Raw genomic sequence first — 26,709 nt, 5'->3', positions numbered from 1 at the left:
CATCTTGGATAAAGGGGAACAAGGGGATGACAAACATAGTACAGACAAACGGTATGAAAAAACTTGTTTGTTTTTATGAAGAGTGGCAAAAAAACGGCGATGCAGAGAATAGTTTAAAGTTGTTTGAAGTGATTCAAAAATATAAACAAGAGCAGCTTATGCTAGCTTTTTGTGGTCATTTTTCTGCGGGGAAATCGACAATGATGAATCACCTATATAAAGCGCAATTATTACCGACAAGTCCGATTCCAACGAGTGCTAACGTCGTTAAAATTGAAAGAGGATCTGATCGCGTTGTTGTAACGATTAAGTCTGGAGAACAGTATGAATATGACGGCGCATATTCAGCAGAAGAATTAAAACAAATATGTAAAGACGGTGATGAAGTAATTGGTGTTCATATTTATCGAAATGATGCACCAATTCCTGACGGAGTTATGCTGGTTGATACGCCAGGAATTGATTCTACAGACGATGCTCACCAATTAGCGACAGAATCAACACTCCATCTTGCAGATGTTATTTTCTATATGATGGATTATAACCATGTCCAATCAGAGGTTAACTTACAATTTGTTAAAGAATTGAAACAACGTAATAAAACGGTTTACCTCGTTGTAAACCAAATAGATAAACATAAAGCAAATGAGTTATCGTTTGAAGAGTATAGAGATAGTGTAAAACAGTCTTTTTCTAACTGGGATATTGAAGTAGATGGTATTTTTTATACATCATTGCGAATGATGAATCATCCATACAATGAAATTCAAAGTTTAGAAGCATTAATCTTTTCTATCATGAAAGAAAAAGAGCAGTATGTAAGAAAGGGAATGGAGCGAGAAACAGAATATTTACTGCAAGAACATTGTTCGTTTATTCTTTCTGAAAATGAAAAACATCTCATGAAATATGAAGAAGAATTAACATCACCACTGTCACTTTCAGAGATAGTTGAAAAAAAGGAAGAGTTAGCTGAAAATAAAAATCGCGCGGCTAGTAAAGAATCTGATGTGAGAAATGAATTTATAAAAGGTTTACAAGCCATATTAGATAACGCGTATTTAATGCCATTTGAAATGAGAGAATTGGCAAATGAATATTTAGAGACGAAATTAACGAAGTTTAAAGTTGGTTTGTTATTTGCGAAAGGAAAGACGGAGCAAGAAAAACAGAGACGTGTAGATGCTTTTTATTCTGCTCTTCAAAAAACTGTTGAAACGCAACTTGATTTTCATGTGAAAGAATTTATTGTAGCCTTCTTAAAAGAAGAAGGGTTATTTACAGAGGAAATAGGGAAAGACATATATGCGTTAGAGATTGCTTTCGGACCGGAAGTGTTGGCTGAAACAATTAAACAAGGGGCTGGATTTACCGGTGATTACTTACTTCTTTATACTGCTGACATTGCAAATGAGTTAAAGAAAAGATACTTTATGAAATCTCAGCAAATCTTTGGGAAAAGTACGGATATATTGCAGAAGAAAGTGAAGATAGAGACTGCTCGTATTGAAGAAGAACTTGAAAAATACACGATGTTACAAACAGCAAAAGAAACGAAATTACAATATATTAAGACGTATGAGGAATATGAGAGCTATTTAGGAGATATTTGGAATGAACATGTTTCTATACCAGATGGATTGCAAATAGACGAAATATTACAAAGTAAAAAACAAGTTGTTAGTGAGAAGTTTACACTACAAGAGCAAGAAATTGTAAATGATAACGTAGCGGCTAGTGAAGAAGAGATTAAAGGAACGAAAGCTTTAAATATTCAGCGTATATTAGAAAAAGTGAAGAAAGCTGAAACGATATTAGATCCATTGCCTACACTGAAACATCTACAGCAAGAAGTAGTTGGAAAAAGACAGCGTGTAGAAACGAAGCAATTTACAGTAGCGTTATTTGGAGCTTTTAGTGCTGGGAAATCATCATTTGCTAACGCATTGCTTGGTGAAAAGGTACTTCCTGTATCGCCAAACCCAACGACAGCAACAATAAATCAGATTTTGCCAGTTACAGAAGATAAACAACATGGAACGGTAATTGTCCAGTTTAAATCAGAGCAAGCGCTGTTAGAAGATATGAAAGCTGTTTATAAAATGTTTCACTATGAAATTGCTACATTGGAAGAAGCGTTAACGAAAATTGATCAAATTATGAAATACCCTTCACCAAGCGGGAAGCAAAAAACAACATTTAGCTTTTTGCGAGCGGTACAAAAAGGATATGAGGTAGTTGCTAATCATTTAGGGGAACAAGTACAAGTTACGTTAGAGGAGTTCTCTGATTATGTAGCTAATGAAGAAAAATCATGCTTTGTTGAGTATATGGAGCTTTATTATGATTGTGCTTTAACAAGGCAAGGAGTAGCTCTTGTAGATACACCAGGGGCGGATTCTATTAACGCTCGCCATACGGATGTTGCATTCCAGTATATTAAAAACGCAGATGCTATTTTATTCGTAACATACTATAATCATGTTTTCTCTCGTGCAGATCGTGAGTTTTTAATTCAGCTCGGTCGTGTAAAGGATACATTTGCACTTGATAAAATGTTCTTCTTAATAAATGCTGCCGATTTAGCACAATCTGAAGAAGAACTTGAAATGGTAAAAGGTTATATTGCGGATCAGCTCCTGCAATACGGTATTAGAAATCCACGTTTATTTGCAATTTCAAGTTTATGTGCGCTTGAAGAAAAGCAAGGGAAAAGTATTGATAAAGAAAAGTATGGTATTTTACAAAACTCTGGGATTACTAAGTTTGAAGAATCATTTACGTCCTTTATGATGCGGGATTTAATGCTTGTATCTGTGCATGCTTTATATGGTGCATTGCAAGGGGCGAATCAGCTTCTTGTAAATATGATAAATGGCGCAAAGCAGGGAAATGATGAGAAAGAGAAGCAAACAAAAAAATATGAAGCAGAGCGTAATCAGCTACTTCATATTATTTCATCATATAGTGTACTTGCTGAAGAGCAAGCAATGCAAAATGAAGTAAAAGAATTGCTTTACTATGTACACCAACGTCTATTTTTACGCTATAACGATGTGTTTACTGAATTTATTAATCCGGCGTCGTTACGAACAGATGGGAATGTGAAGATGCAGTTGCAACAATGTGTAATGGAATTAGTTTCATTTATTCAACATGATTTATTACAAGAAATGCGTGCGACATCATTACGTCTTGAAAAATGGATAGATGAAGCGATGAAGCGTGCAAAGGATGAAATTGTTGTGAATTGCAAAGTGGAAAATGAATCGATTTCTATGGGTGGAACAGTGGATTATGAATATAAAGTTATTACACATAAAGAGCCGTTTCCTTCAATAGAAATAAAAGATTTTAAAAAGGCACTAGCACATTTTAAAAATGAAAAAAGCTTTTTTGAAAAAAATGATAAAGCTTTTATGCAAGAAGACGCTAAAGGAGTGTTAGAACCTTTCGTATCAAACTATGTAGCTGATGAAGAAGATTTATTCGTTCATCATTATAAGCAAGAGTGGGATGCAAAATGGAACCTATTCCAAAAAGTGATGCAGCAAGATGTTGAGAATTATTATGAAAGTATATTATTCGCGTTAGCTGAAACAATTGATGTATCACTATATGAACAAAGTAAAGAAGAGCTACAAAAGCAGTTAGTAGAAATTGAAAAAGAAATTTATATTAAATAGCCGTTATGAAAAAAAGATTCGTTCAATTTTCTTTTGTAGTACAGTATCTAAAGATTTTACAAACCCTGCAAACTCATCAGTAGAAATCATATGGGTAAGAACTAAGCGTCTGCCGTCTGGTGTTTCACCGCATAAGACGAATGAAGAAAATTCATACGTTTTGTTTTCTACTACTAATTTTGGATAGGAATATGTGTCGCTCTTCTTTTTCTTTCCATCAATAGAGATGACGTTGCATTTTTTCTCATTGTTGTCCATGGTGAATCCCTCCTTTCTATTATCTATGGTAGACAAGGGGGGTTTAGAACAATAGGGAAGGGGGAATTTTTATGTCTGTTGTAATTGAGCGTATTTCGAAAGAAGCTATACCGAAATCTTTATTGCTCCTTGCTGATCCAAGTGAAAGCCAAATTGATGCATATGTACAGAGAGGGTTTACGTATATAGCTAAACAAGAAGAAAGAATTATCGGTGTATATGTGCTTTTGGAAACAAGACCAAGGACAATGGAAATTATGAATATTGCGGTTGTAGAACATATGCAAGGAAAAGGTATTGGTAAGGAGTTATTGTTGCATGCAATAGAAAAAGCTAAAGAATATAATATGTATAAGCTTGAAGTTGGTACAGGTAATTCTAGCATTTCACAACTTGCGTTATATCAAAAATGTGGATTTCGTATTTTTTCTATTGATTTTGATTACTTTTCGAAGCATTATGAAGAAGAGATTATTGAAAATGGAATTGTATGTCGTGATATGATTCGGCTTGCAATGAAATTAAACACATAAGTATAAATTATTTAGGGGGAAGAGAAGATGGAAGTACATAAAGCAATTACAGCACATTCTCGTAAACAAAACGAAATTGTAAAAGCATTTTTACAATTAGATGCGCAGCGTGAAGCAGCTATTGAATCGGCGGTATCACTTGCATCAAATGGGAAAGAATTTTCGGTTGATGTTATTAATGTTGTAACAAAGCAAATTAATGATCTTGCAAAAAATGGCGTTGCACTGCAGCGTAAACTTGTTACAAAAGATATGGTTATGGAGTATGTAGGTCGTTTGCAAGAGAAAGAAGGTCGTTAAAGATGATAGTTACAGTCGAATGGTTACGTGAGCATATAGAAGATGAGAATGTCCGTATAATCGATTGTCGTTTTGATTTAGCGAATCCTAATTGGGGTAAAGAAAAGTATGAGGAAGAACATATTCCTCATGCGTTATATTTTGATTTGAATTTAGATTTATCAAGTCCTGTAGCAGAACATGGTGGCCGCCATCCGTTGCCAAATATTGAGGAGTTTGCAGACAAGCTTTCACAAGCTGGTATTGATGAACATACGACAGTAATTGCGTATGACAGTCAAGCTGGTGCAAACGCCTCTCGTTTATGGTGGTTATTAAACTATGTAGGACATGAGAAAGTGTATATATTAGATGGCGGAATACCAGCTTGGAAAGAGAATGGATTACGTATAACGGCAGAAATTCCTGTTGTTGCCCGAAAAACATTTCAAGCAAACATACAAGATAATATGATTGTAACGATGGACACGGTCAAAGAGAATATTCATGCAGGTACAGATATTACGTTAATTGATTCTAGAGAGCCAAAACGTTATACTGGTGCTGAAGAACTCGTTGATTCGAAGGCAGGGCATATTCCGACGGCAGTAAACTATTTTTGGAAAGATGGGATTTTAGAATCGGGACACTTTAAAAACGAAGAGGAACAGCAAGGGCGTTTCCAAAATCTTGATAAAGAGAAGGAAACAATCGTATATTGTGGTTCTGGTGTTACAGCGTGTCCGAACATAGTTGCATTAACATTAGCTGGTTTTCGAAATGTTAAATTGTATACAGGTAGCTGGAGTGATTGGATTTCTTATCCAGAAAATCAAATTGCAAAAGAAGAAGATTAATCACTTGCATGCAAAAATAATTTGTATTAAAATAAGGTCACAAGCAAGAGATTGCTTCAAAAATATTATATTTTACACATTGGAAACAATGTGATAATATAACGACAAGTAAATAATACATCCTGCGGTGTGCGTAACTTATTTATGTCTAAAACCGATGTTAGTTTTACGGAAGCTCAATATTTAGTGACCATTATCAAGCCTTCCTTGTGGAGGAAGATATACGGTAACTGTGAGGGCATCCACCTGCGAGTAGCGGGTTTTTGGACATTTACGAGAGACGGCACTTGCGGGGGTCTTATTTCAACTAACAGTATATAAAATTCCTACGGTGTACGTAGCTTGTGTATGTCTTAAACCAATAAGTATAATATGAAAGTTCAATATTTAAATGTAGATAGCAGGCCATCTTTTTAAGAAGGAAGTTACAAACATTTGTGAGAACATCCACCTGTGAGAGCAGGTTTATGGACATCTATAGATAACGGCATATGTGGGACTATATAAAAAACCTTACGTTTTATACGTAAGGTTTTTTTGTTGAATAAATATGCTCATGTTATCTAGATTTACCTGTAAAGTTCCCATAATAAATATAGCATTTGCGGTCTTCATCAATTTCTCTTGAATCTAGGGTGAATTCCAAATGTATTCCATCCCGTTGAATATATATAATATCTGAATGGAGAGAGGGTAAGATGTCCTCGTAATTCCAAACATCTTTACTTTCTATCATAATTGAGCTTGCTTCCTTTAGTTCTCTAATTTCAAAACCTATGTGCGAGTATGTAGGATCTGAAGGATCGTTGAAAAAAACTTCTTTTTGTATATATAATACTGCTGTCCCGTCTGGATCTACTGAAGTTGCAGTAACGATATATGTATTTCCATCTTTTGTGAAATACTCACAAGTCATGCGCGCGACAATTTCAGAATTAGAAATATTTGCGTAGTTCCATAAAGCTGGATACCCGTTAGTTTCATCATTGAGCCGATATTCCAATCGCATTTTATCCCTCTTCTTCCTTTTTCTTCTACTTTATCATGACATCTTATATAATAGAAATATAATTTAAAAAGGGGAGTGCAAAGGTGACAAAAACGAAATGGCTAGTAGGTGGTGTCCTGACATCTTTAATGACGGGCACTTTATTTGGCTGCGCGCAAGATATTCCCCCCGAACCGAATGATAATAGTTGTTCTGATTGGGATTGGGATGATGAGCTTGGTGTTTGGCAGTGTGATGATAGTAGTTCAGGTTATCGGGGACATTACTTTTATGGGGGTAAATACTATCAAAATAAATCTACCTTCAAAAATTCATCAGAGTTTAAAACTTATCAATCTTCGGCCGAATTTAAAGGTGGAATTGGAAGCGGTTCAAAAGGTGGATTTGGAGGTTAAAATATGTCGCAATACATAAAGAAACGAAAAGAATTTTATTCGAATTCTCCTCATTTCTGGTCGGATTTATATGAATGTGAGTATAGTTTGTTTCATGTTTTTCCAATAACAGAGCAAACGATGAAACAATTGCAATTAGCAACTGAACGAATGGGGAAGATATTTTTTAAGACTGCTAGAATCCTTCGGAATTTATCTAATGAACAGCTTCTTGAACTCGGTTTTCCAACTGCAAGCTTGCCTTTTATTAGACTGAAAGGAATGTATCCTGAATCTGTTATTTCACGATTTGATTTTGCTTTAACAGAGGATAATCGTATTAAAATGCTTGAGTTTAATAGTGACACTCCAACTTTTATTGTGGAATGCTTTCAAATGAATGGAAAAGTTTGTGAAGAATTAGGCTATGATGATCCAAATGCAAATCAAGAGCGCTTACTTTCTTCCGGTATTACAAAAGCCGTAATGGAGGCTACAAAAGGAATGGAAGATCCAAATGTTGTTTTCACAGCTCATCATGAACATATAGAAGATTGGAATACGACTATGTATTTGAGTGGGCTATGCCATGTTGACAATAAAGTGATGCCAATGACAGAACTTCGAATTGCAGACGATACTTTAGTAGATAGAGATGGTGTACCAATTGATGTTTTGTATCGCCAAACATATCCAATTGAAGACTTGATTGAAGATCAAGATCCCGAAACGGGGGATTTGGTGGGAGTAGAACTTTTGCAATTTGTAAAAGAAGGAAAGCTGTTTATTATAAATCCTTTGTCGGCCTTTTTACTTCAGCCAAAATCAATTCAATGTCTTATTTGGGGATTAGCAGAAGAAGGTGTTTTTTACACAAGTGAGGAACAAAAGTGGATTAAAGAATATATGCTTCCTACATATTTAGAGCCAGATTTATTTTTTGGGAAAAGTCCTTTCGTTCAAAAACCTTCGTTCGGTAGAGAAGGTGACACGATTACGATTCGTGATAAGGATACAAACATTATGATTCGAAATGCACATGAAACGTATAAATCGTCACTTCCTATATTTCAGAAATATACAGAGCTTCCAGTTGTATTTTTGGAAACTGAAAAAGGAATTGAGAAGCTGTCGTATGTGTTTGGGGCGTTTTTAATTGCTGGAAAAGCGAGCAGCATCGGTATACGTGCCGGAGAAAAAATTACGGGAAATGAATCGTATTATTTACCGGTAGGTATTAAGAAGGAGGAAAATAAATGATTAATTTTTTACTATATTTAGCAGTATCACTTGGACTTTTATGTATCGGTCTTTTTCTTATGGAAGTGACAACGAAAGTTAAGGAATTTAAGTTAATGGCTCAAGGGAATAAAGCGGTAAGCTATGTACTTGGAGGAAGACTACTTGGTCTTGCTATCGTTTTATATTCAACGGCTGCTAATTCTATTTCAATTCTTGATATGGTTTCATGGGGAGCTGTTGGGATATTAGCTCAAATTATTGTCTTTTATTTAGCGGAATGGCTTACACCACGTTTTAATATTAATAAAAGCCTTGAAGAAGATAATCAAGCAGTTGGTCTTTTCCTTATGTTTTTATCACTTTCCATCGGAATTGTAATTGCTGGTTGTGTAACATATTAAACCCTTACATTTTAACGTAAGGGTTTTATTTTTCATGTGCTAATTTTTTGCAATATGTGCTCAAGTAATTTATCCCGCTATTTGTGGGCAGTAAAACTCCCATCTCAAAATTCAGCGGGAGTAAAGAAGTTAGATAGAGATTAACTGCCCGTAAAAGCCCTTCACTTTATGTAGCCGAATGCGTATTAGTGTACTAAACTCGAGGTAGTTGTTGTAATAAGGAAAAGTTTCCATACAAAGTGTTGACATCTATTTTAAATAAGAGTAACATTTTCTATGTAATTAAAATAAGTCTCTGTTAGGTGAGGCTCCTGTATAGAGAAATGCTACTGCCCAAAAATGTCGAGAGACGCCAATGGGTCAACAGGAATGATCGAATTAAGGTTTTTCTTAACGTAGCTGGTAATGAACCTATGCTATACAGTGCTAAAACTCGGCGAGGGAGAGGTCCGTAGATTTCTAATTATATTAGGAATCGCTTATTTGTGTATGCAATGACCTTTGCTCTCTTATGAGTAAGGGTCTTTTTTGTTAGCAAGCTATGAGTAATTTCATAGTATAGATTATAACTAAAAAATTAAAGAGGAGGTGAGGAGCATGTCAAATTCTGACTCGGTTCCGTTACCCATATACTTCAAATCAAAAATATATGATGTAGGCAGGAAACGACTTGTTCCTCCCTCTATATTTATCATAATGTAGCGTTTATTCGAGTATTTAAGCGCTAGACACTTTCACGGTAAAGTGGATAAATTGAGAAACAAAGCGTTTCTTCCTATGTTGTAAAGGAGGAGACGATAATATGTTATATGTAAATAAAAGTGTGGGTAACACTGCTTATAAATTAAGTAAAAAAGCAATGAAAGAACAAACAATGCTTCAAAAAAATAAAGATCTATTAATTGAAATCGCAACAAGAGATGTAAAATCTGTATTTGCGTATTTTAAAACAACAAGAGACGGACTATCTATGAAAGAGGCACAAAAACGTATTCAAGTATACGGTCGAAATGAATTAACTTCAAAAAGAGCGCGTATTGCGGAAGTAATGATGAAGCTAAGTGGAATGATCCCAGGTCTTTCAAAACAAAATGTGCATGATGAATTACAATGTGAAACAGTTACTGTTTCTAGAGTAGCTGGCTGTAGCGTAACAGGGCTAAACAGTGAACTAAAAATGATGAAATTACCAGTACAAGAGCTTGTACCTGGAGATATGATTTTTCTTTCAGAGGGCGATACAGTGCCGGCAGATGTACGTATTATTTATGCAAATGATTTATTAGTAAATGAATCTATGCTGACAGGAAATGATGCTAGTATTGAGAAATTTGAAAGTTGCTATCATCTTGAACGTAAACGATTTATTCCATTAAAACGGATGAAAGACTATAATCCACTTGAACTTGAAAATGTATGTTTCAAAGGTACGTATATTGTTGACGGAAATGCAAAGGCTGTAGTTGTTTCGACAGGTAAAAATACGTATTCAGGAATACTTCATACTTGTTGCGGTAGAATGTCTTAATGTGTTAATGATGCTAAATATACAAAAACAATGTATAATAGACAAAGTTGAACAAAAACGTAGAATGGTAATCTATATATAACCTTACGTGATAACGTGAGGTTATTATTTTTTGTTAGTAGGAGAGGAATTATGAAAAAAGTATTATTAGTTGATGGTATGGCACTATTATTTCGTGCTTTTTACGCAACAAGTGTATATGGACAATTTATGAAACGACAAGATGGTACCCCGACGAATGGGATTCATGGTTATATGAAGCATTTATTAACAGCAACACAAGCAATCGAACCAACGCACATTGTAACGTGCTGGGATATGGGAAGTACGACATTTAGAACGGAATCTTTCTCGAATTATAAAGCAAATCGTGCAGCACCGCCGGAAGAATTAATTCCGCAATTTGATTTAGTGCAAGAAATGACTGCGAAATTATCTATGCCTGTAATCGGTATGAAAGGTTATGAAGCGGATGATTGTATCGGTACGCTTGCAAAACAATATTGCAATGAAGCGGAAGTTTATATTTTGACAGGTGATACAGATTTACTTCAACTTGTTGATACGAATGTTACAGTTATGCTTCTTCGTAAAGGAATTGGAAATTACGAGTATTACACACCGGAAAAAATCATGGAAGAGAAAGGTGTAGAACCTTGGCAAATTGTTCATGCGAAAGCTTTCATGGGAGATACAAGTGATAATTATCCGGGTGTAAAAGGTATTGGTGAAAAAACAGCGTATAAGCTTATTCAAGAATACGGGACAGTATCGGCAGTGCTAGAAAATATAGTATCATTAACGAAAGCGCAGCGCACAAAAATTGAAAGTGATTTAGAGAATTTAAATATCTCTTTACAATTAGCGCAAATTCATTGTGAAGTTCCGATTTCATGTTCGTTAGAAGAAGGATTACACACAATGAACGAAGAAAAACTACGATTCGTTTGCGACGAAATGAATTGGGGAAGACCTGAAATATTGATTAATATGCTTTAAAGGGTATGGAAAGGTAGATCAAATATAATTTTGATCTACCTTTCTTTTTTTGTTCACAAAGTTGTCAGAATATAAGCTTAGTTTTCATATGAAGTTCAAATGGATTTCACAACAATCAATTATTATAAGTCTACACAGATAATTCCTTATCTTTTAAATATACCATCCCCCAAGGAGGAAAATAAACATGCGAAAAAAAGTGAGAAAATCCTTTAAACAATTATTAATAGAAAATAAACAATCACTATTAACGAATAAAGAGAATATGAAAGAAATTGAAGAACGGATTGAGAAACGACATGTAGCATATAGTGCTGCTAGCAATTGATAATTTTGTTTATGAAAAAAGCTTGTAGTTTGGATATTATCCGAACTACAAGCTTTTTCTTTTTTGGATTAACGCCACCAAATCCAAGTCCAAAAGTAATTTCGTATATTTCGAGGAGTAATGCGTACAAAGCGTTCACCGTCAAAGAAGCAATTTAAATTTGGAAGTGTTTCATCCGGATTTTCTGGAATAAAGGTGACGATGTTTTCGTTACTTGTAATGGTTACTGTGATTGGTGGATCGGTAGGAGAGACTTGAAGTTGTAAAGAAATGTTTGCCGTGTTTTTAAATTCATTATTAATAGGTGGACTTATCACTTGTACTGTGAATAACACGATAATTGTTTCGCTCGGTTCTAAATTAGTAGCAATAAGGAAACCGATATTCGGATTTGCTAGTGGAGAGCGTTCCCCATTAATGAAGACCGTACCGTTCATAAATTGTAAACCTGCTGGGATGGTATCTTGTAAAGAAACATTTGAAAGTGAAATATCGGAAGTATTCGTAATACGCACCGTATAGTCAAAATATTGCTTTAAATAAGCTGAGCTGACGGAAGCAGTTTTCATTACTGCTGCCGTTATAAATTGAACTGGTATACGAACAATATTCGAATTAACAATGAAAGTAATAATCGGATCCTGTGGTGTCAATTGGAAAGCGGCTGTAACTGTTGCAGAATTAATAATTGTACTGTTTGAAGGAATAGAAGTTACGAGAACTTTAAATGTTATAGTTGCTATTCCATCTGCAGCCAAGGAACCAATATTAATACCAGTGTCTGGTCGAATATTTGGAACCGGAGTACCGTTAATTGTTACACTGTTTTCTATAAATGTTGTACCAGCTGGAATCATATCTAAAACGGAAGTACTTACTGTAGGAATTGGGGAATGGTTAAATATCTCTAATGTGAATGTAATAATATCTCCTATAACGACAGAAGATTTGTCAGCGTTTTTCTCAATGCGCACCATTGGATCAACGATCGTTGTTGTAACGGTATTTGTTTGCTTTGTAATTGTAATAGGTGGTTCGGTCGGATCGACGATAAACGTATAGGAGATAGTAGCATCGTTATTGATAGCAGATTGAAGAGTCAAAGAAGATATTGTTATTTGGAACGTAATGACAACAGATTCATTAGGAGCAAGGTTTCCTAATGTAATACCGTTTTCGGGATTCGCATTAGGTTGATTGATTCCGTTAATCGTAACACTACCAGTAACGAAGGTTGTATCTACTGGTACAGTGTCTACAATAAGAATATCGTCAATAGTCACATTGCCACTATTAGTAATAGTAATTGTATACGTTAAAGTTTGACCAGGTAATGCATTTGCGACATCAACAGACTTTATAGCAATGACATTATCATTTTGGACAGTTGTTGTGGCGGTATTTGTTGTAGTCGTACTTGTAACAGGTAAGTTATTTGGATTGACTATATAGTTAAAAGTAGTAATCGCTTTGTTATTGAGTTCATTTGGTGTTGGAATAGAAGTCACACGTACTTGGAATAAAGCGATAGCATCTCCACCAACAATTATAGTACCAATTGGTATGCCGCTTGCCGGATTAACTCCCGGAAGAGCATCTCCGTTTACAATGACGCTATTTTCTATGAACGTAGTGCCCTGAGGGATAATATCTTGAATGATTACATCATTTGCTGAAACATTACCACTTTGATTTAGTGTAATCGTATACGTTAACGTATCACCGACTGTTGCAAATGCAAGGTCTACAGTTTTATTGCTATTCAAATTCGCGTGATGAATTTCTGTTACGGCAGCTGATGAAATAATAGTTTCGGTAATAGGTGGCCTATCTGGTACCGTGTATTCATATTCAATTGTACTCGTGTTAGAGATTGGATTTGTTTGCGGAATGGAAGTAACCCGGACTTGGAATAGAATAGTTGCTGTCGTATTAGGCGGAATGTTATCAATTGGTATACCGCTAAGTGGATTGTCATTTGGACGAGCGTTGCCATTCACAATAACACTATTCTCTATAAAACTCGTATTTGCTGGAATGATATCTGTAACAATAATGTTTTCCACTTGTATATTCCCATTATTTATGATGGAGATTGTGTAAGGGATAATAGCTTGTAGGTCAGCATATTGGATTGGCGTTGTTTTTGTGGCAATTACATTAGCAGAAATAACTTCAGTGAAAGTAATATTACTAGTTGATATTTGTTCTTCCCCATTTATTGTATAACGAGAAGTTGATTGATTTTGAACATGGCCGCTAGCTGGAAGAGCTACGACGGTAACAAAAAATGTGACTGGGATAGAAATGTCAGGAGCAATCGTTCCTACAAGTATACCGGCACTTGGATTGGCGTTAAGCTGAGGAATATTATTTACTAAAACACTACCGTCTATAAAGGTTGTTCCATCAGGAATATTGTCTGTAAATACAACAGCAGTAGCATCCGTATTTCCTGTATTCGTTAAAGTTGTTGTATAAGTTAAAATGTCACCAATTGTTACAGAGGTGAAATCAACAGTTTTAAGTGAAACGATATCAGCATCGTTAATTTGAACGAAAGTAGTATTGGAAGTAGTAGATTTTTGAACTGGTGCAAAGTCAGGGTTGAAAATAAAGTCGTAGACGATGTTTGCAGTATTAGGTGTTGGATTTACAGCTGGTAAATTCGTAACGGAAACTTGGAATGTTATTGTAGTCGATTGACCTGACGCGATATTAGGGATGGAAAAGCCGATATTAGGATCTGCTGCAGGAAGAACAGTATTGTTAACTATTACACTTCCTGGAATAAATACTGTTCCATCCGCTATAGTATCTGTAAAAAAGATGGAATTAGTTGTAGTGGATCCGTTATTTTGAATAAATACTGTATATTCAATGGTTTCATCAATATTGGCTAATACTTTATTAGCGGATTTTGTAGCGATAAGAATAGCATCAATAAATTGTATATTTGTACTATTGGAAGAGGTCGTTTCTGAAATTGGTGGTGCGCTTGGCGCTGGTTGATATTCATAGTGAATGATAGCGATATTATTAATATTATTTTGTGAAGGTATAGAGACTACATTTACTTGGAACGTAACAATAATCGTATTATTAGGAAGGATAATACCAAGGGCGATTCCGGTAATTGGATTTTCGTTAGGTCTTGGTATGCCATCTACAAGAATGCTATTTGGAACGAATGTGGTCCCGGCTGCAATTGCGTCAATTAGGAGAGTATTTGTAATAGGTACTGTACCAGCGTTTGTAACTGCAACTGTATATGTGATGATTTGGCCGATGCGTGTAATAGATCTATTAGCGGATTTAATTGCACTAACATTGGCTGTTCTTACTTCAGTGTTTACTGCATTTGATAACGATCTACGCTGAATAATCGGAGAGCTAGGGTCAATTTGGTATTCGTACGAAGTGTCTGAAATATTAATGACTGTATTGCCGGACGGTATACTTGTAAGTTGTACTTGAAATGAAATAGTGACTGTTTCATTTGGCTGTATCGTGCCGAGAGTTACTCCGTTTTCTGGATTCGCGCCAGGCTGAATCACATTATTTATTGATAAGCTATCTTCAATGAATATAGTACCTTCTGGAATGTTATCAATGAACACAGTATTGTTAGCTGGAACGGTTCCTATATTTTGTAGTGTATTTGTGTAGGTAATAATTTGCCCAATTGATACGAAAGTTACATCCGCGCTTTTAACAGAAATAATATTTGCATTTTGAAGTGATGTTGTAACAATGTTAGAATTTGCAGAGCGATTCACTGGTGGAGCTGTAGGGATACTTACATATTGGTAATTTGCAGATGATTGATTTACAATTTCGGTTTCATTAGGTGGATTATTTGTTTGCACTTGAAATAGTATCGTTTTGGAACTGTTTGCTGCAATCGTTCCAATTGGTATGCCGTTTTCTGGGTTTACACCTGGCTGAAGGACACCGTTAATTGTGACACTATCGGGAACGAATGTAGTCCCAGCTGGAATAGAATCTGTGAAAATAATATTTATTGCGTCAACATTGCCGATATTTTTCACTTCAGAAATATAAAGTATAGTTCCACCAATATCTACAGTTATTGGATTGGATGTTTTTGTAATCGTCAATTGTGCTTGCACGAAATTTGTAATGACGATATTACTTGTAGATGTTTCAGTAATAGGCGGCTGGCTTGGATCTGGTTGAATTGTATATGTTGTATTGGATTGATTTGTAATCGATTCTTGCGAGAATGGATCGTTAATAAGAATTTGGAACGAAATAAGGTGAGTAGTGTTTACTGCTAGGTTAGGCAAAGTAACACCTACATTTGGATTTGCACCAATTATAGCTGTTCCGTTAAGTGTAAAACTATTTTCTACGAATGTAGTCCCTTGGGGGATAGTATCTGAAAATTTGAGATTAGTAGCTGGAATATTTCCGGTATTTTCTAGTGTTATCGTATAAGTCAAAATATCACCTGTTGTTGCTTGTTGTGCATTGACTGCTTTTAAAGAAAGAACATTCGCATCCGAAATTTGTGTGAAAGCTGGATTAGACGTAATTGTTCGAGAGATGATAGGAGCAGTTGGATCGGCGATAAAAGTATAGTCAATACGGGCTATATTAGAAATTGGATTCACGCTTGGAATGGATTGAACGATAACTTGGAATGTGACGGTGACAATTTCTGACGGTGCAACGGAGTTTAATGGTATTCCTACGTTTGGATCGGCACCTGGAACTGAAACGCCATTAATGGTCACGCTATTCGGAATAAATGCAGTTCCTTCTGGGACCAAATCTGTTAAAGTAACTGTATTTGCAGTTGTATTGCCGTTATTTTGAACGACTACTGTATAAGTGATTGTACCGTCAGTAGATTGTACGAGAGAATCTGTATTTTTAATTGCGGATAACGATGCATCAACGACAGCTGTATTAACGGTATTAGATGAGGATGTTGCTGTAACTGGAGGTTGACTTGGATCGACAATATACGTGTAACTTGTAATGGCTTGATTTATAATCGCGCCTTGCGGTGGAATAGAACTTGCAAGAAATTGGAACGTAATAGTAGCAGAATCACCTGGTGCGATAATACCAACTAGAATACCGAGAGTTGGACTGGCATCTGGAAGTGAAATCCCGTTTAGCGTAACACTATTTGGAACAAATAATGCCCCTTCAGGAACTCCGTTAATGAGTAATACAGAATTTGCAGGGAAGTTTCCGGTATTCGTTAATGTTGCAGTGTACGTAATTACATCTCCGATAGATACAATTGAACGATTTGCTTCTAAAACAGTTGTAACAGTAGCGTTATTAATTTGTGTTGAAGCGCTATTAGAATTTATTGTGCTTGTAACAGGAGGAGCTGCCGGATCAACAATGAATGAGTATTGAATAGATGCAACGTTTGTAATTGGGTTTGAAGGCGGAGTAGATGTAACTATGACTTGGAACGTAACAGTTAATGAACTGTCTGCGTTAACGGTTCCGATATTAACTCCATTATTTGGATTTGCCCCTGGAATGGTACTTCCATTTACAGAAAAACTATTTTCAACAAAAGTCGTTCCAGCTGGAATAATGTCTGAGAAATTTAAATTTGTAGCGTTTGTATTGCCGTTATTTTGTATAAGCACAGTATAAGTGATTGTATCTCCGATGTTTGCAAAGGCTGTATTAGCAGTTTTTACGGCCGAAAGTATTGCTGAATTAATAGAAGTAACGAAGACGTTCGTTTCCACATTGCCAGGCTGAGCCTGTAATGAATTGCCTACGTTATATTGGAAGTTAACAAATCCTAAGTTTTGGAGTTCAGGTGTGAACGTTGTTGGGTTGCTTACAATTTGAACTTGGAATACAATTGTTACGATTTGATTTGGAGTTATTGTATTTATGCCAACACCGTCAATGATAGAAGCGGATGGTAATGGAGTTCCATCAACAACAACTGATCCTGCAACAAATTGTGTCCATGATGGTATAGGGTCTGAGAAAACAACATTGTTAGCGGGGATATTTCCTGTATTCGTAATAGTCATTGTATACGTAATTGTATCACCAATAGTTGCAAATGCTTTATCTCCTATTTTAATAGTGTTTAAAATAGCACTTTCAATTTGTGTTGAAACGCTATTAGAAGTAATGTTTTTTGAAACTGGAGGATTAGCTGGATTAACGATATGTTGAAAACTAACGCTAGCTTGATTGGTAATTGGATTTATAGGCGGAATTTCATTGGCATTAATATGAAATGCTACGATGACAGATTCGTTTGGCGCGATATCACCAATTGGAACGCCTGTAATTATGTTTGCATTTGGGATGCTAGTTCCGTTAAGTGTAAAACTATTCGGTTCAAAGGAAGTTCCGTCTGGAATAAGATCGGTAAAAATAACATTCGTCGCACTAACATTTCCGCTATTTGTAATTGTAACGGTGTAGACGATATCCTGCCCAATATCTACCGTAGACACATTTGAATCTTTTTGTGCAGTAAGGATAGCACTATTAATTTGTGTTGTCGTTGTATTAGATTGATTGGAAGTTGTAATAGGTGGTTGGCTAGGATCAACGACATAATGATATGTGGTAGAAGCAGAATTAGAAATTGGATTAAGTGTCGGAAGTGTAGTAACAGTTGCTTGGAATGTAACGATTGCCGTATTACCACCACTAATTGAACCAATATTTACACCAGTAGATAAATCAGCGTTTGGAATGGTTTGCCCATTAACTGTGAAACTGTTTGGAACGAAACTTAAATTGCTATCAAGAATATCGATAATAGTTACATCAGTAGCAGCCACATTCCCGGTATTAGGAAGGTTAAGTGTAAATGTTATTATATTACCAATATCCGCAAAAGTAAGATTTTCTGTTTTTGTACTTATAATAGTTGCGTTGTTTATTTGAAGCAGCGTAGTGTTAGAATTAGCTGTATTTGAAACAGGAGGATTATTTGGATCAACAGTAAACTCATACGTCGTTGATGCTGTATTCGGTGCTGGATTAAAAGGTGGGATGCTGTTAACCGTAACTTGAAAGACGATACTATATATTTCATTTGGCGGAAGTGCTGCAAGTAACACACCTGTATTCGGATTCGCATCAGGTTGTAAAATGCCATCGACAGTTAATGTGTTAGGAACAAACGTGATTCCACTTGGTAATACATCTGTGAATACAATGTTAGCTGCATCCGTATTTCCTATATTCGCAATAGAAGTAGTGTAAAAAGCAGTTTGCCCGATATCTGCATAGGATACACTTTCGTTTTTCGTCATGGATAATATGGCTTCTCTAATTAGCGTTGAAACAGGGTTACTAATCGAAGTTTCTGCCTCAGGTGGTGAGACCAATTGATACGATGTCGATGAGAAATTTACAATTGGGTTTTCGATTGGTAATGACGTCACGGTCACTTGGAATGAAACATTTACTGTAGTCCCGGCTGTTATAGGCCCAATATTTACACCGTTCGTTGGATCCGCGCCACTTTGAGGGATTCCATTAATAGAAAATGTGTTTGCAATAAATGCTGTTCCGCTTGGCACTGTATCTGTGAAAATAACATTTTGTGCAGATGAATTTCCATTGTTTGTTAGAGCGACAGTATAAGTGAGTGTATCGCCGATGTGGCTAAAAGCTTTATCAACTTGTTTCGATGAAAGAATGGTAGCTGTATTAATTGTAGTAAACGTTGTGTTTGAAGTAACAGTTCTTGAAACAATCGGTGCATTTGGATCAGCGATAAATGTGTAAGCAGCAGTAGCGGAATTAGCAATAGGATTTTGAACTGGTGTAGAAGTAGCGGTAACTTGAAATGCTATAGATATTGAGCTGTTAGGAGCAATTGATCCAATCGTTATACCTGTATTAGGATTAAGACCAATTTGTGTGGTGCCATTTATTGTAACGCTATCAGTAATAAACGTTGTGCCATCTGGTATGAGATCAGTAAAGGTGATATTTGTCGCATTTGTATTACCGTTATTCGTTAAAATTGTCGTATAGGTTATGGTATCACCTAGCGTTACGAGCGTTTGATCGACCGATTTTACCATCGTTATCATAGCATCTAGTACAGGGTTTGTAACAATATTCGTTGAAGTAGAAGTTGTCGCAGGAGTTCCGTTTGGATCAATAGTATAAGAGTATAAAATTGTGTCATTACCCATAATTGAACTTGAAGGGGGAACAGAAATAACATTTACTTGGAAAGTAACAGTTACTGTTTCGCCAGGGGCGATAGTGGGTATATTTACTCCAAGTGCCGGCTGCGTACCGGGCTGCTGAACGCCATTTATTGTGACTGAATTTGGTATGAATGTAGTGCTGGCTGGAATAGCGCTTGTGAATGTTATATTCGTTGCTGGTGTATTTCCTGTATTTGTAATAGTAGTTGTATACGTAATTGTATCTCCAACAGAAACTATAGATTTATCAGCACTTTTTGTTGTAGTTAATATTGCGCTATTTATTGTCGTAGTAATGGTATTAGATGAAGCGGTTTGTGTTATAGCTGGTTGACTTGGATCGACAATATGTTGAAATTGTATAGAACTAGAATTAGAGATAGGATTTATACTTGGAATGTTTGTTACAAGTGCGTTTATTGTAATGGTAGCTGTACTACCGGGATTTATATTTCCAATCTGAATCCCGTTTCCTGGATTTCCAATTTGCTGAGTACCTAATTCGTTTGTAAAAGTTCCGGATATAAATGTTGTTCCTTCAGGTAAAATATCAGTAAATAGCACATTTTGTGATGCTACATTTCCTGGATTAATTAATGAAATTGTATAAGAAAGTGTATCTCCAATCGTTGCGAAAGTTTTATCTACAGATTTAACGGCCACAATTTCCCCGGAATTTATTTGTGTCGAAACAGGATTGGATGTCGTATTTCTTGAAACAAGTGGCAAATTAGGTCCTGTCATAAATTGATAATTAATAGAAGCGTCGTTTACAACCGGTGAGTTTGGTCCACCTGGTCCAATTGTGAAAATTGGATTTGGAATACTAACTACTTGAACACGGAAGGTGACGTTTATAAAGTCCTCTGCGATAATATCCCCAATTGGTATCCCGTTTGCTGGATTTACCCCAGGTAATAAAACCCCACCTACTCGAACACTATCTTCTATAAATACTGTATTATTTGGAATCGAATCTGTAAAAATGATATTAGTAGCAGTTGTGTTCCCTATATTTTTCAATAAAACTGTATACGTTAAAAATGAATTTCCAGGTGCGACGTCAGAAAATAGTCGATCCACACTTTTCGTTGCTTGAATAATTGCTTCGTTAATTTGAACTAAAGTTGGATTACTTGTAGCTGTTTCTGTCACCGGTGGCTGGGTAGGATCAACAATGATAGAGTATGTTGTGCTAGATTGGTTCAACGTTGGATTTGTAGCTGGTATTGAGCCAACGATAGCTTGAAAGCTAATTGTTGTTATTCCTCCAACTGGAATTGAGTCTAAAGGAATCCCGTTATCTGGTCTAAATCCAAGTTGTGGGATGGTATTAATTTGTACGCTATCAGGAACGAATGAAACTTCAGGTGGTAATATATCGATAAAAACAGGTGTGTTTGCAGTAGTATTGCCGCTATTAGTGAGAGTAGTTGTATACGTAATGGTATCGCCAACAGCAGCAAATGCACTGCTTGCAGTTTTTGTTGAGATAACGGAAGCCGTATTTACTTGTGTAAAGGTTTTATTAGATTTAACTGTTCGTGAAACAGGTGGTTCATTTATATCTACAATAAAGCTATATTGAAGCGATGATTTGTTCGGAATTGGATTAGGGTTAGGAAGAGTTGTAATGGTTACTTGAAAACTAAGTGTAACCGATGCATTTGAATTCATGTTACCAATATTGATACCGTTTTGTGGATTTGCATTCGGGATAGTTACACCGTTTATCTTAAAGCTATTTGGGACAAAGGCAGTACCATTTGGAATTGTATCTGTAAAAATAATGTTGTTCGCAGTAGTATTTCCTGTGTTTGTAACAGATGAAGTGAATGTAATCGTATCACCAATCGTAGCGAAAGTTGTACTCGCATTTTTATTTAAAACTAAAGTAGCGTCAACAATTGGGGTAGCGGTCGTGTTTGTTACAGTGCTTCCAACAGCAGGTGATTGGTTTGGATTCACTGTATATTCATAATTTACAAGGGCGTTATTCGTTAAAGTACCACTAGGAGGAATTTCGAGAATTTTCACTTGGAATGTAATGAATGTAGTTCCAAGTGGTGAAATATCGCTTAATTGAATTCCTAATGAAGGGTCTAATCCGGGTTGTGAAACGTTATTTATCGTAACGGAATTTGGGACGAAGGATGCACCTGGTCCAAGTCCATCCGTTAAAACAGTTGCACTAGCAGGGATGTTTCCTGTATTTGTTACTGCAATCGTATAGGTAACGATGTCTCCAATTGCAGCTGTCGGTGTGTTCACTGACTTAGTAGCAACAATCGTAGCGTTATTAATTTGAGTTGTTATTAGATTACTTAGCGCACTGGCGGATGCTGGAGGTAAATTAGGATTTACGACATATTGGTATGCTGTATTACTTTGATTCGGGATTGGATTCGGATTCGGGATAGAATTTACTTGAACTTGGAACGAAATTATCGTATTTGCATTCGGATTGATTGGATCAATTGCAATTCCGTTTGCTGGATTTACATTAGGGAGTGTATTCCCATTTACTGTTACACTATTAGGAATAAACGATGTCCCGTTTGGAATTATATCTGTAAATATTACATTTGATGCAAGTGTGTTCCCACTATTCGTTAAAGTAGTCGTGTACGTAATAATATCATTTACGTTAGCAAACTGTTTATCTGCAGATTTTGTAGCGGTAATCGTAGCGTTATTAATTGTTGTTTGTACAGTGTTAGAAGCCGCCATTTGCATTACAGCTGGTTTGGATGGGTCATACGTATATTGGAATGAAGTGCTCGATTGATTCGTAATCGGATTTACCGCAGGAATATTTGGTACAAAAACTTGAAATGCAATGGTACGGGATGAATTTGCTCCTATCGTACCGATCAAAATACCGTTAGCAGGATTTGCATTTGCTATAGGGACATTGTTAATCGTTACAGTATTAGGAATGAAGAGGGTACCCGCTGGAATGATATCTGTAAACGTTACATTAGAAGCAGGGATATTCCCGTTATTTGTTAAAATAGTCGCATATAATATGACATCACCAACATCAGCGAAATTTGTGCTTGTTAGTTTTGTAGCAAGAATATTAGCAGTATTAATTTGTGTAGTTACTATATTGCTAGCAGCGTTTCTAACAACAGCAGGTAAACTCGGATCGGCGATAAAGCTATATTGAAGTGAAGCGCTATTTTGAACTGGATTTGGTAAAGGTAGCCCATTTGCACTTATTTGAAAAACAATCGTTGTAAAACCACCAGCAGGAATGGAGCCGACTTGAAGGTCGGTACTTGGGTCTGCACCTAGCTGTAAAGCGCCACCTATAAAAATACTATTTGGTACGAGAGTCGTACCAGGAGGGATTATATCGGTAACAACAACATTGTTTGCTGTAGTATTGCCAAGGTTAGCTAAGGAAATTGTATATGTGATTGGTTGCCCAACATCGGCGATAGTTAAATCTGCCTCTTTGACAATAACTACATTTGCTAAATTAATTTGTGTACTTACAGTGTTGCTTAAAGATGTTTCTATAGTTGGTGGATCGCCCGGATTTAGAATAAAACTATACTGTGTACTTGAAGAATTTATTGTTGGGTTTTGCACTGGTAAAGAAGTGACAGTTACTTGATAAGAGACGGTAAGTGAGCCGTTAGCAGGAATGGAAGGTAACGGAACACCTATATTTGGATCTGCGTTATTTTGGAGTACACCGTTAATAAGGAAAGTGTTTGGAATAAAGGTAGTGCCATCTGGATTTGTATCTACGAAAATTGGACTATCAGCAGAAACGCTTCCTGTATTAGTTAAAGAAACGGTATAAGTTAATATATCTCCAACAGTAGCGAACGCTCGATCCACTGTTTTTGCCGAAATTACATTTGCATCATTAACTTGGATAAATGTAGTGTTTGTAGTTGTGTTTGTACTTACAGGAGAAGCGTTTGGATCAACGATAAAGTTATAGGAAACGGAAGCGCTATTCAAAATAGGGTTAGGGTTTGGAATACTAGTTATTAATATTTGGAATGAAGCTGTAATTGTAGTATTAGCATTGATGCTACCAATATTGATGCTAGCTGGTGTTGCGCCCGACTGAGTAACACCGTTAACTATAACACTGTTTGGCACAAAGGAAGTACCATTCGCAATGGAATCGGATAGTAATACATTGTTCGCCGCAACATTTCCATCGTTTGTAAGAGCAAAGGTGTAAGTTAATACATCTCCAACTTCCGCAAACGTTTGATTTACAGATTTACTAGCATGAAGATTTGCTAGTCTAATTGTTGATGTAACAGAATTAGAATTTGCTGTTTTTGAAGTTGGTGGCAGGCTTGGATTTACAGTGTAAATATAAGAGGAAAAAGCGTTATTAATGATAGGGTTTTGTGCAGTAATATTGATGACTGTTACTTGGAAGGATAAGGTAAAAGTAGCTCCACCAGGAATTGTGCCGATAGGTAAGGCAACGAGAGAATCTACATTTTGCAAAACGCCGTTGAGCGTCACAGAACCTAATGTTAAGATCGTTCCATTTGGAAGTGGATCTGTTAGTTGAACGTTATTAGCGGCCGTATTTCCACTGTTTGTAATAAGGATTGTATAACTTATAGTCTCGCCAATTGTGGCAAATTGTTTATTTGTAGATTTTGTTAATGTTAAATTCGCATTGTTAATTTGAGTGGAAGCGAGATTAGAAGAAATGTTTTTCGTAACGGGTGATTGGCTAGGATTGACGGTGTACTGATAAGAAGCGCTTGATCCATTAGATACGACATTTGACGCGGGTATTGTGCTTACTACTACTTGAAATGAAACACTTTTGGTTGTGCCAGTTGGGATGGATCCTATGTTCACACCATTAGCAGGATTTGCGCCAACTTGTGTCGAGCCATCTATTGTTAAACTGTTTAGGACAAAAGTTGTTCCTGTAGGAATGACATCTGTAAAAATAACATTGTTCGCATTCGTATTACCTGTACCTGTAAAGGCAACAGTGTAAGTCAGTGTATCGCCAATATCTGCATAGTTTTTATCTACTGCTTTCGTCATTGTTACAGTAGCATTATTCACTTGAGTAGAGACAATATTCGTCGTATCAGTCCCGCTTACTGCGGGTTGATTTGGCACAGGAATGTATTGATATGTTGTTGTACCACTATTTAATATTGGATTTGTTTGGGGGATAGAGGGAACGAATACTTGAAAGGAAATAGTAGTAGTAGAATTTGCAGCAATAGAGCCAATTAATATACCATTAGCGGGATTTGCTCCAGCTTGAGTAACTCCGTTAACAGTTACACTCCCTGGAATGAAAGTAGTCCCGCTAGGAATCGGATCTGTATATACAACACTAGTTGCCGCAATATTCCCTATATTAGCTAAGGCAATATTGTAAGTTAACGTTTCGCCAATATCGGTAAAGATTTTATTAACTGATTTTGTGCCATTAATATCTGCGAGGTTAATTTGAGTACCAGCAGAGTTGCTTGTTGCAATACCGTTAAATGTCGTTCCTCCGGCAATTGGTGTATATTGAAATGTAATATTAGCAGTGTTAGAGATAGGGTTTTGACTTGGAAGAGAAACAACAGTTGCTTGGAAAGTTACTGTACGAGAAGAGTTATTATTAATTGTTCCGAGAGATATACCAGCGGCAGGATTTGCATTTGTTTGTGGTACGTTATCTATCGTTACAGTGCCAGGTATAAAGGACGTGCCGTTAGGGAGTATGTCTGTAAAAGTAACGTTATTAGCGGGCAGAAGACCGGTGTTAGGAATCGTAACGGTATAAGTGAGAATATCTCCAATTGCAGCGACGCTTCTATTCACGCTTTTCGTTGCTTGTATGTTAGGTGAGTTTATATTAATTTGTAATCCGACTGTATTTAACATATATGCATCGCCGTTAGTTGTTAAACGGATTGCGGCGGAAACTTGGGAGTTTGTTAAATAAGGAGAAATATCAATAGAAGTAATGTCCCAACCTTGCCGGCCGGCGGAGATATTTGTGCTTGTAGAAGCACTTTGATTTCGTGTTCCAAATGTCCCAGTTGTATCTAAATTTCCGGCAGCATTATTAACTTGAGAACCGAAGAAATTATTTACAGCATTATTTGGCCCAGATAAAGCATTTAATGAACTGAAATTTGGTCCGAATAAAGCTTGATCCCCAGTTAAATCGGCATCCCCTTCAGTAGAACTTATAAACAATCTCCCGCTTACAGGTCCCCCAGCAGGTGTTAAAAATCCTGAGACAGATACATCTGCACTACCAGTTTCTACAGAAACACGGTTACCAGCTACGTAAATTGTTAAATTTCTTGCGGGTAAGGAACCGTTTTGATAAGCGACAATGAGCGTCCATCCAGAAGAATTGATAGCCCCATTAGAAGCATCTAAAGGATCAACAAGTCCAGGGACAGAGCCAGTTGTATAAGAGCCGGATCCTCCAGCTTGAACGAGGGATGTTACATCTGCGGACCGTGTATAGAATCCAAATGTGACAGAGCCAGAAACGAATGTTTGATTAGAAGCTGTAACAGCTGAAGGGGTAATTGAGTATGTTGACACAGGTGTTGTAAAAGAAACTGGGTTTCCTAATACACTCGTAATGTTTTGATCACGAGATAAATAGTTTCCGCCCCAAACGAGTTCTGCGTAAAGAATAGTACTACCAGCAGGGATATTTAAAATAGCGGTAGAACTATTTTGTGTATAGTTTAATGTTGTACCAGCAGGAAAAGTAGTTACTTGTAAAGTGGTATTAGTAGTTACGAATGCACCAATTGCCCCGATTGTACCAGCACGGTTTTGATTACTAATTTTACTTAAACCGAGTGTGTTTCCTGTAATAGCGAGTGCGCCGTTAGTGGTGGTAGAAAATCGATTCGTAATGGGCATGTTGTCACCTCATTTACAATATAGTCTTGGTCAAAATAGGATATGTGTGTGACATAGAAAGGGAAACATGTAAAAGTTGATTTGGTAAGAATGATTTAAATGTCTAGATAAGGA

The 26,709-nt window shown here is 36.4% G+C and carries 13 protein-coding genes, 2 other RNA genes and 1 riboswitch; of the genes, 12 read left to right on the top strand and 3 right to left on the bottom strand.

What is annotated here, in order from left to right; all coding sequences use genetic code 11:
• Positions 1 to 26: 26 nt before the first annotated feature.
• On the top strand, positions 27 to 3,686 hold the full coding sequence (locus tag QCI75_RS19020; RefSeq protein ID WP_353761024.1) for a dynamin family protein: 3,660 nt from the start codon (positions 27 to 29) through the stop codon (positions 3,684 to 3,686).
• A 3-nt stretch (positions 3,687 to 3,689) separates the two neighbouring features.
• Here the strand turns inward: QCI75_RS19020 and QCI75_RS19015 are convergent, their stop codons facing one another.
• Positions 3,690 to 3,944, bottom strand: coding sequence for a DUF3931 domain-containing protein (locus tag QCI75_RS19015; protein ID WP_000369740.1), 255 nt, complete (start codon positions 3,942 to 3,944; stop codon positions 3,690 to 3,692).
• A 71-nt stretch (positions 3,945 to 4,015) separates the two neighbouring features.
• On the opposite strand from QCI75_RS19015, the gene QCI75_RS19010 reads away from it, so the two are divergent.
• The 5 genes from QCI75_RS19010 (at position 4,016) to ssrS (QCI75_RS18990) (ending at position 6,117) form a co-directional block, all read left to right on the top strand.
• The gene (locus QCI75_RS19010) at positions 4,016 to 4,477 is read left to right on the top strand and encodes a GNAT family N-acetyltransferase (RefSeq protein ID WP_353761023.1); all 462 of its coding nucleotides are present in this window, start codon (positions 4,016 to 4,018) and stop codon (positions 4,475 to 4,477) included.
• A gap of 27 nt (positions 4,478 to 4,504) precedes the next feature.
• Positions 4,505 to 4,777: a YpbS family protein gene (locus tag QCI75_RS19005; RefSeq protein ID WP_070141565.1), complete on the top strand. Its 273-nt coding sequence runs from the start codon at positions 4,505 to 4,507 to the stop codon at positions 4,775 to 4,777.
• A gap of 2 nt (positions 4,778 to 4,779) precedes the next feature.
• A complete protein-coding gene (locus QCI75_RS19000; RefSeq protein ID WP_353761022.1) occupies positions 4,780 to 5,613 on the top strand; it encodes a sulfurtransferase in 834 nt (277 codons plus the stop codon).
• A 116-nt stretch (positions 5,614 to 5,729) separates the two neighbouring features.
• Positions 5,730 to 5,912, top strand: a non-coding RNA gene (ssrS, locus tag QCI75_RS18995) — 6S RNA.
• A 21-nt stretch (positions 5,913 to 5,933) separates the two neighbouring features.
• Positions 5,934 to 6,117: non-coding RNA, 6S RNA (gene ssrS, locus QCI75_RS18990), on the top strand.
• 55 nt (positions 6,118 to 6,172) lie between these two features.
• Here the strand turns inward: ssrS (QCI75_RS18990) and QCI75_RS18985 are convergent.
• Positions 6,173 to 6,622 (bottom strand): hypothetical protein, encoded by a 450-nt coding sequence (locus QCI75_RS18985; protein ID WP_144504775.1) that lies wholly within the window; start codon positions 6,620 to 6,622, stop codon positions 6,173 to 6,175.
• An 83-nt stretch (positions 6,623 to 6,705) separates the two neighbouring features.
• Between QCI75_RS18985 and QCI75_RS18980 the strand changes: the two genes are divergently transcribed.
• From QCI75_RS18980 to QCI75_RS18955, 6 genes are all read left to right on the top strand, one after another.
• Positions 6,706 to 7,017, top strand: a complete 312-nt coding sequence (locus QCI75_RS18980) for a hypothetical protein (protein ID WP_070141568.1) — start codon at positions 6,706 to 6,708, stop codon at positions 7,015 to 7,017.
• 3 nt (positions 7,018 to 7,020) lie between these two features.
• Positions 7,021 to 8,256, top strand: a complete 1,236-nt coding sequence (locus QCI75_RS18975; protein WP_353761021.1) for a glutathionylspermidine synthase family protein — start codon at positions 7,021 to 7,023, stop codon at positions 8,254 to 8,256.
• Positions 8,253 to 8,639 carry a DUF350 domain-containing protein gene (locus QCI75_RS18970; protein ID WP_098776818.1) on the top strand — a complete coding sequence of 129 codons (387 nt, stop codon included), beginning with the start codon at positions 8,253 to 8,255 and terminating at the stop codon, positions 8,637 to 8,639. Before QCI75_RS18975 ends, QCI75_RS18970 begins: the two co-directional genes overlap by 4 nt.
• A 287-nt stretch (positions 8,640 to 8,926) precedes the next feature.
• Positions 8,927 to 9,092, top strand: a riboswitch (M-box (ykoK) riboswitch).
• 349 nt (positions 9,093 to 9,441) lie between these two features.
• A complete protein-coding gene (locus tag QCI75_RS18965; protein ID WP_144504769.1) occupies positions 9,442 to 10,167 on the top strand; it encodes a P-type ATPase actuator domain-containing protein in 726 nt (241 codons plus the stop codon).
• A 132-nt stretch (positions 10,168 to 10,299) separates the two neighbouring features.
• Entirely contained in the window at positions 10,300 to 11,166 is an 867-nt protein-coding gene (locus tag QCI75_RS18960) for a 5'-3' exonuclease (RefSeq protein ID WP_353761020.1), read from the top strand.
• A 187-nt stretch (positions 11,167 to 11,353) separates the two neighbouring features.
• Positions 11,354 to 11,494: an FbpB family small basic protein gene (locus QCI75_RS18955; protein WP_001228051.1), complete on the top strand. Its 141-nt coding sequence runs from the start codon at positions 11,354 to 11,356 to the stop codon at positions 11,492 to 11,494.
• A 68-nt stretch (positions 11,495 to 11,562) separates the two neighbouring features.
• Here QCI75_RS18955 and QCI75_RS18950 read toward each other — a convergent pair whose 3' ends face one another.
• Positions 11,563 to 26,595 (bottom strand): DUF7507 domain-containing protein, encoded by a 15,033-nt coding sequence (locus QCI75_RS18950; protein ID WP_353761019.1) that lies wholly within the window; start codon positions 26,593 to 26,595, stop codon positions 11,563 to 11,565.
• Positions 26,596 to 26,709: the final 114 nt, after the last annotated feature.

The sequence above is a fragment of the Bacillus cereus group sp. RP43 genome (assembly GCF_040459645.1).
Taxonomy (GTDB): Bacteria; Bacillota; Bacilli; order Bacillales; family Bacillaceae_G; genus Bacillus_A; species Bacillus_A mycoides_C.
This window is presented reverse-complemented; position numbering and strand designations above follow the sequence as displayed.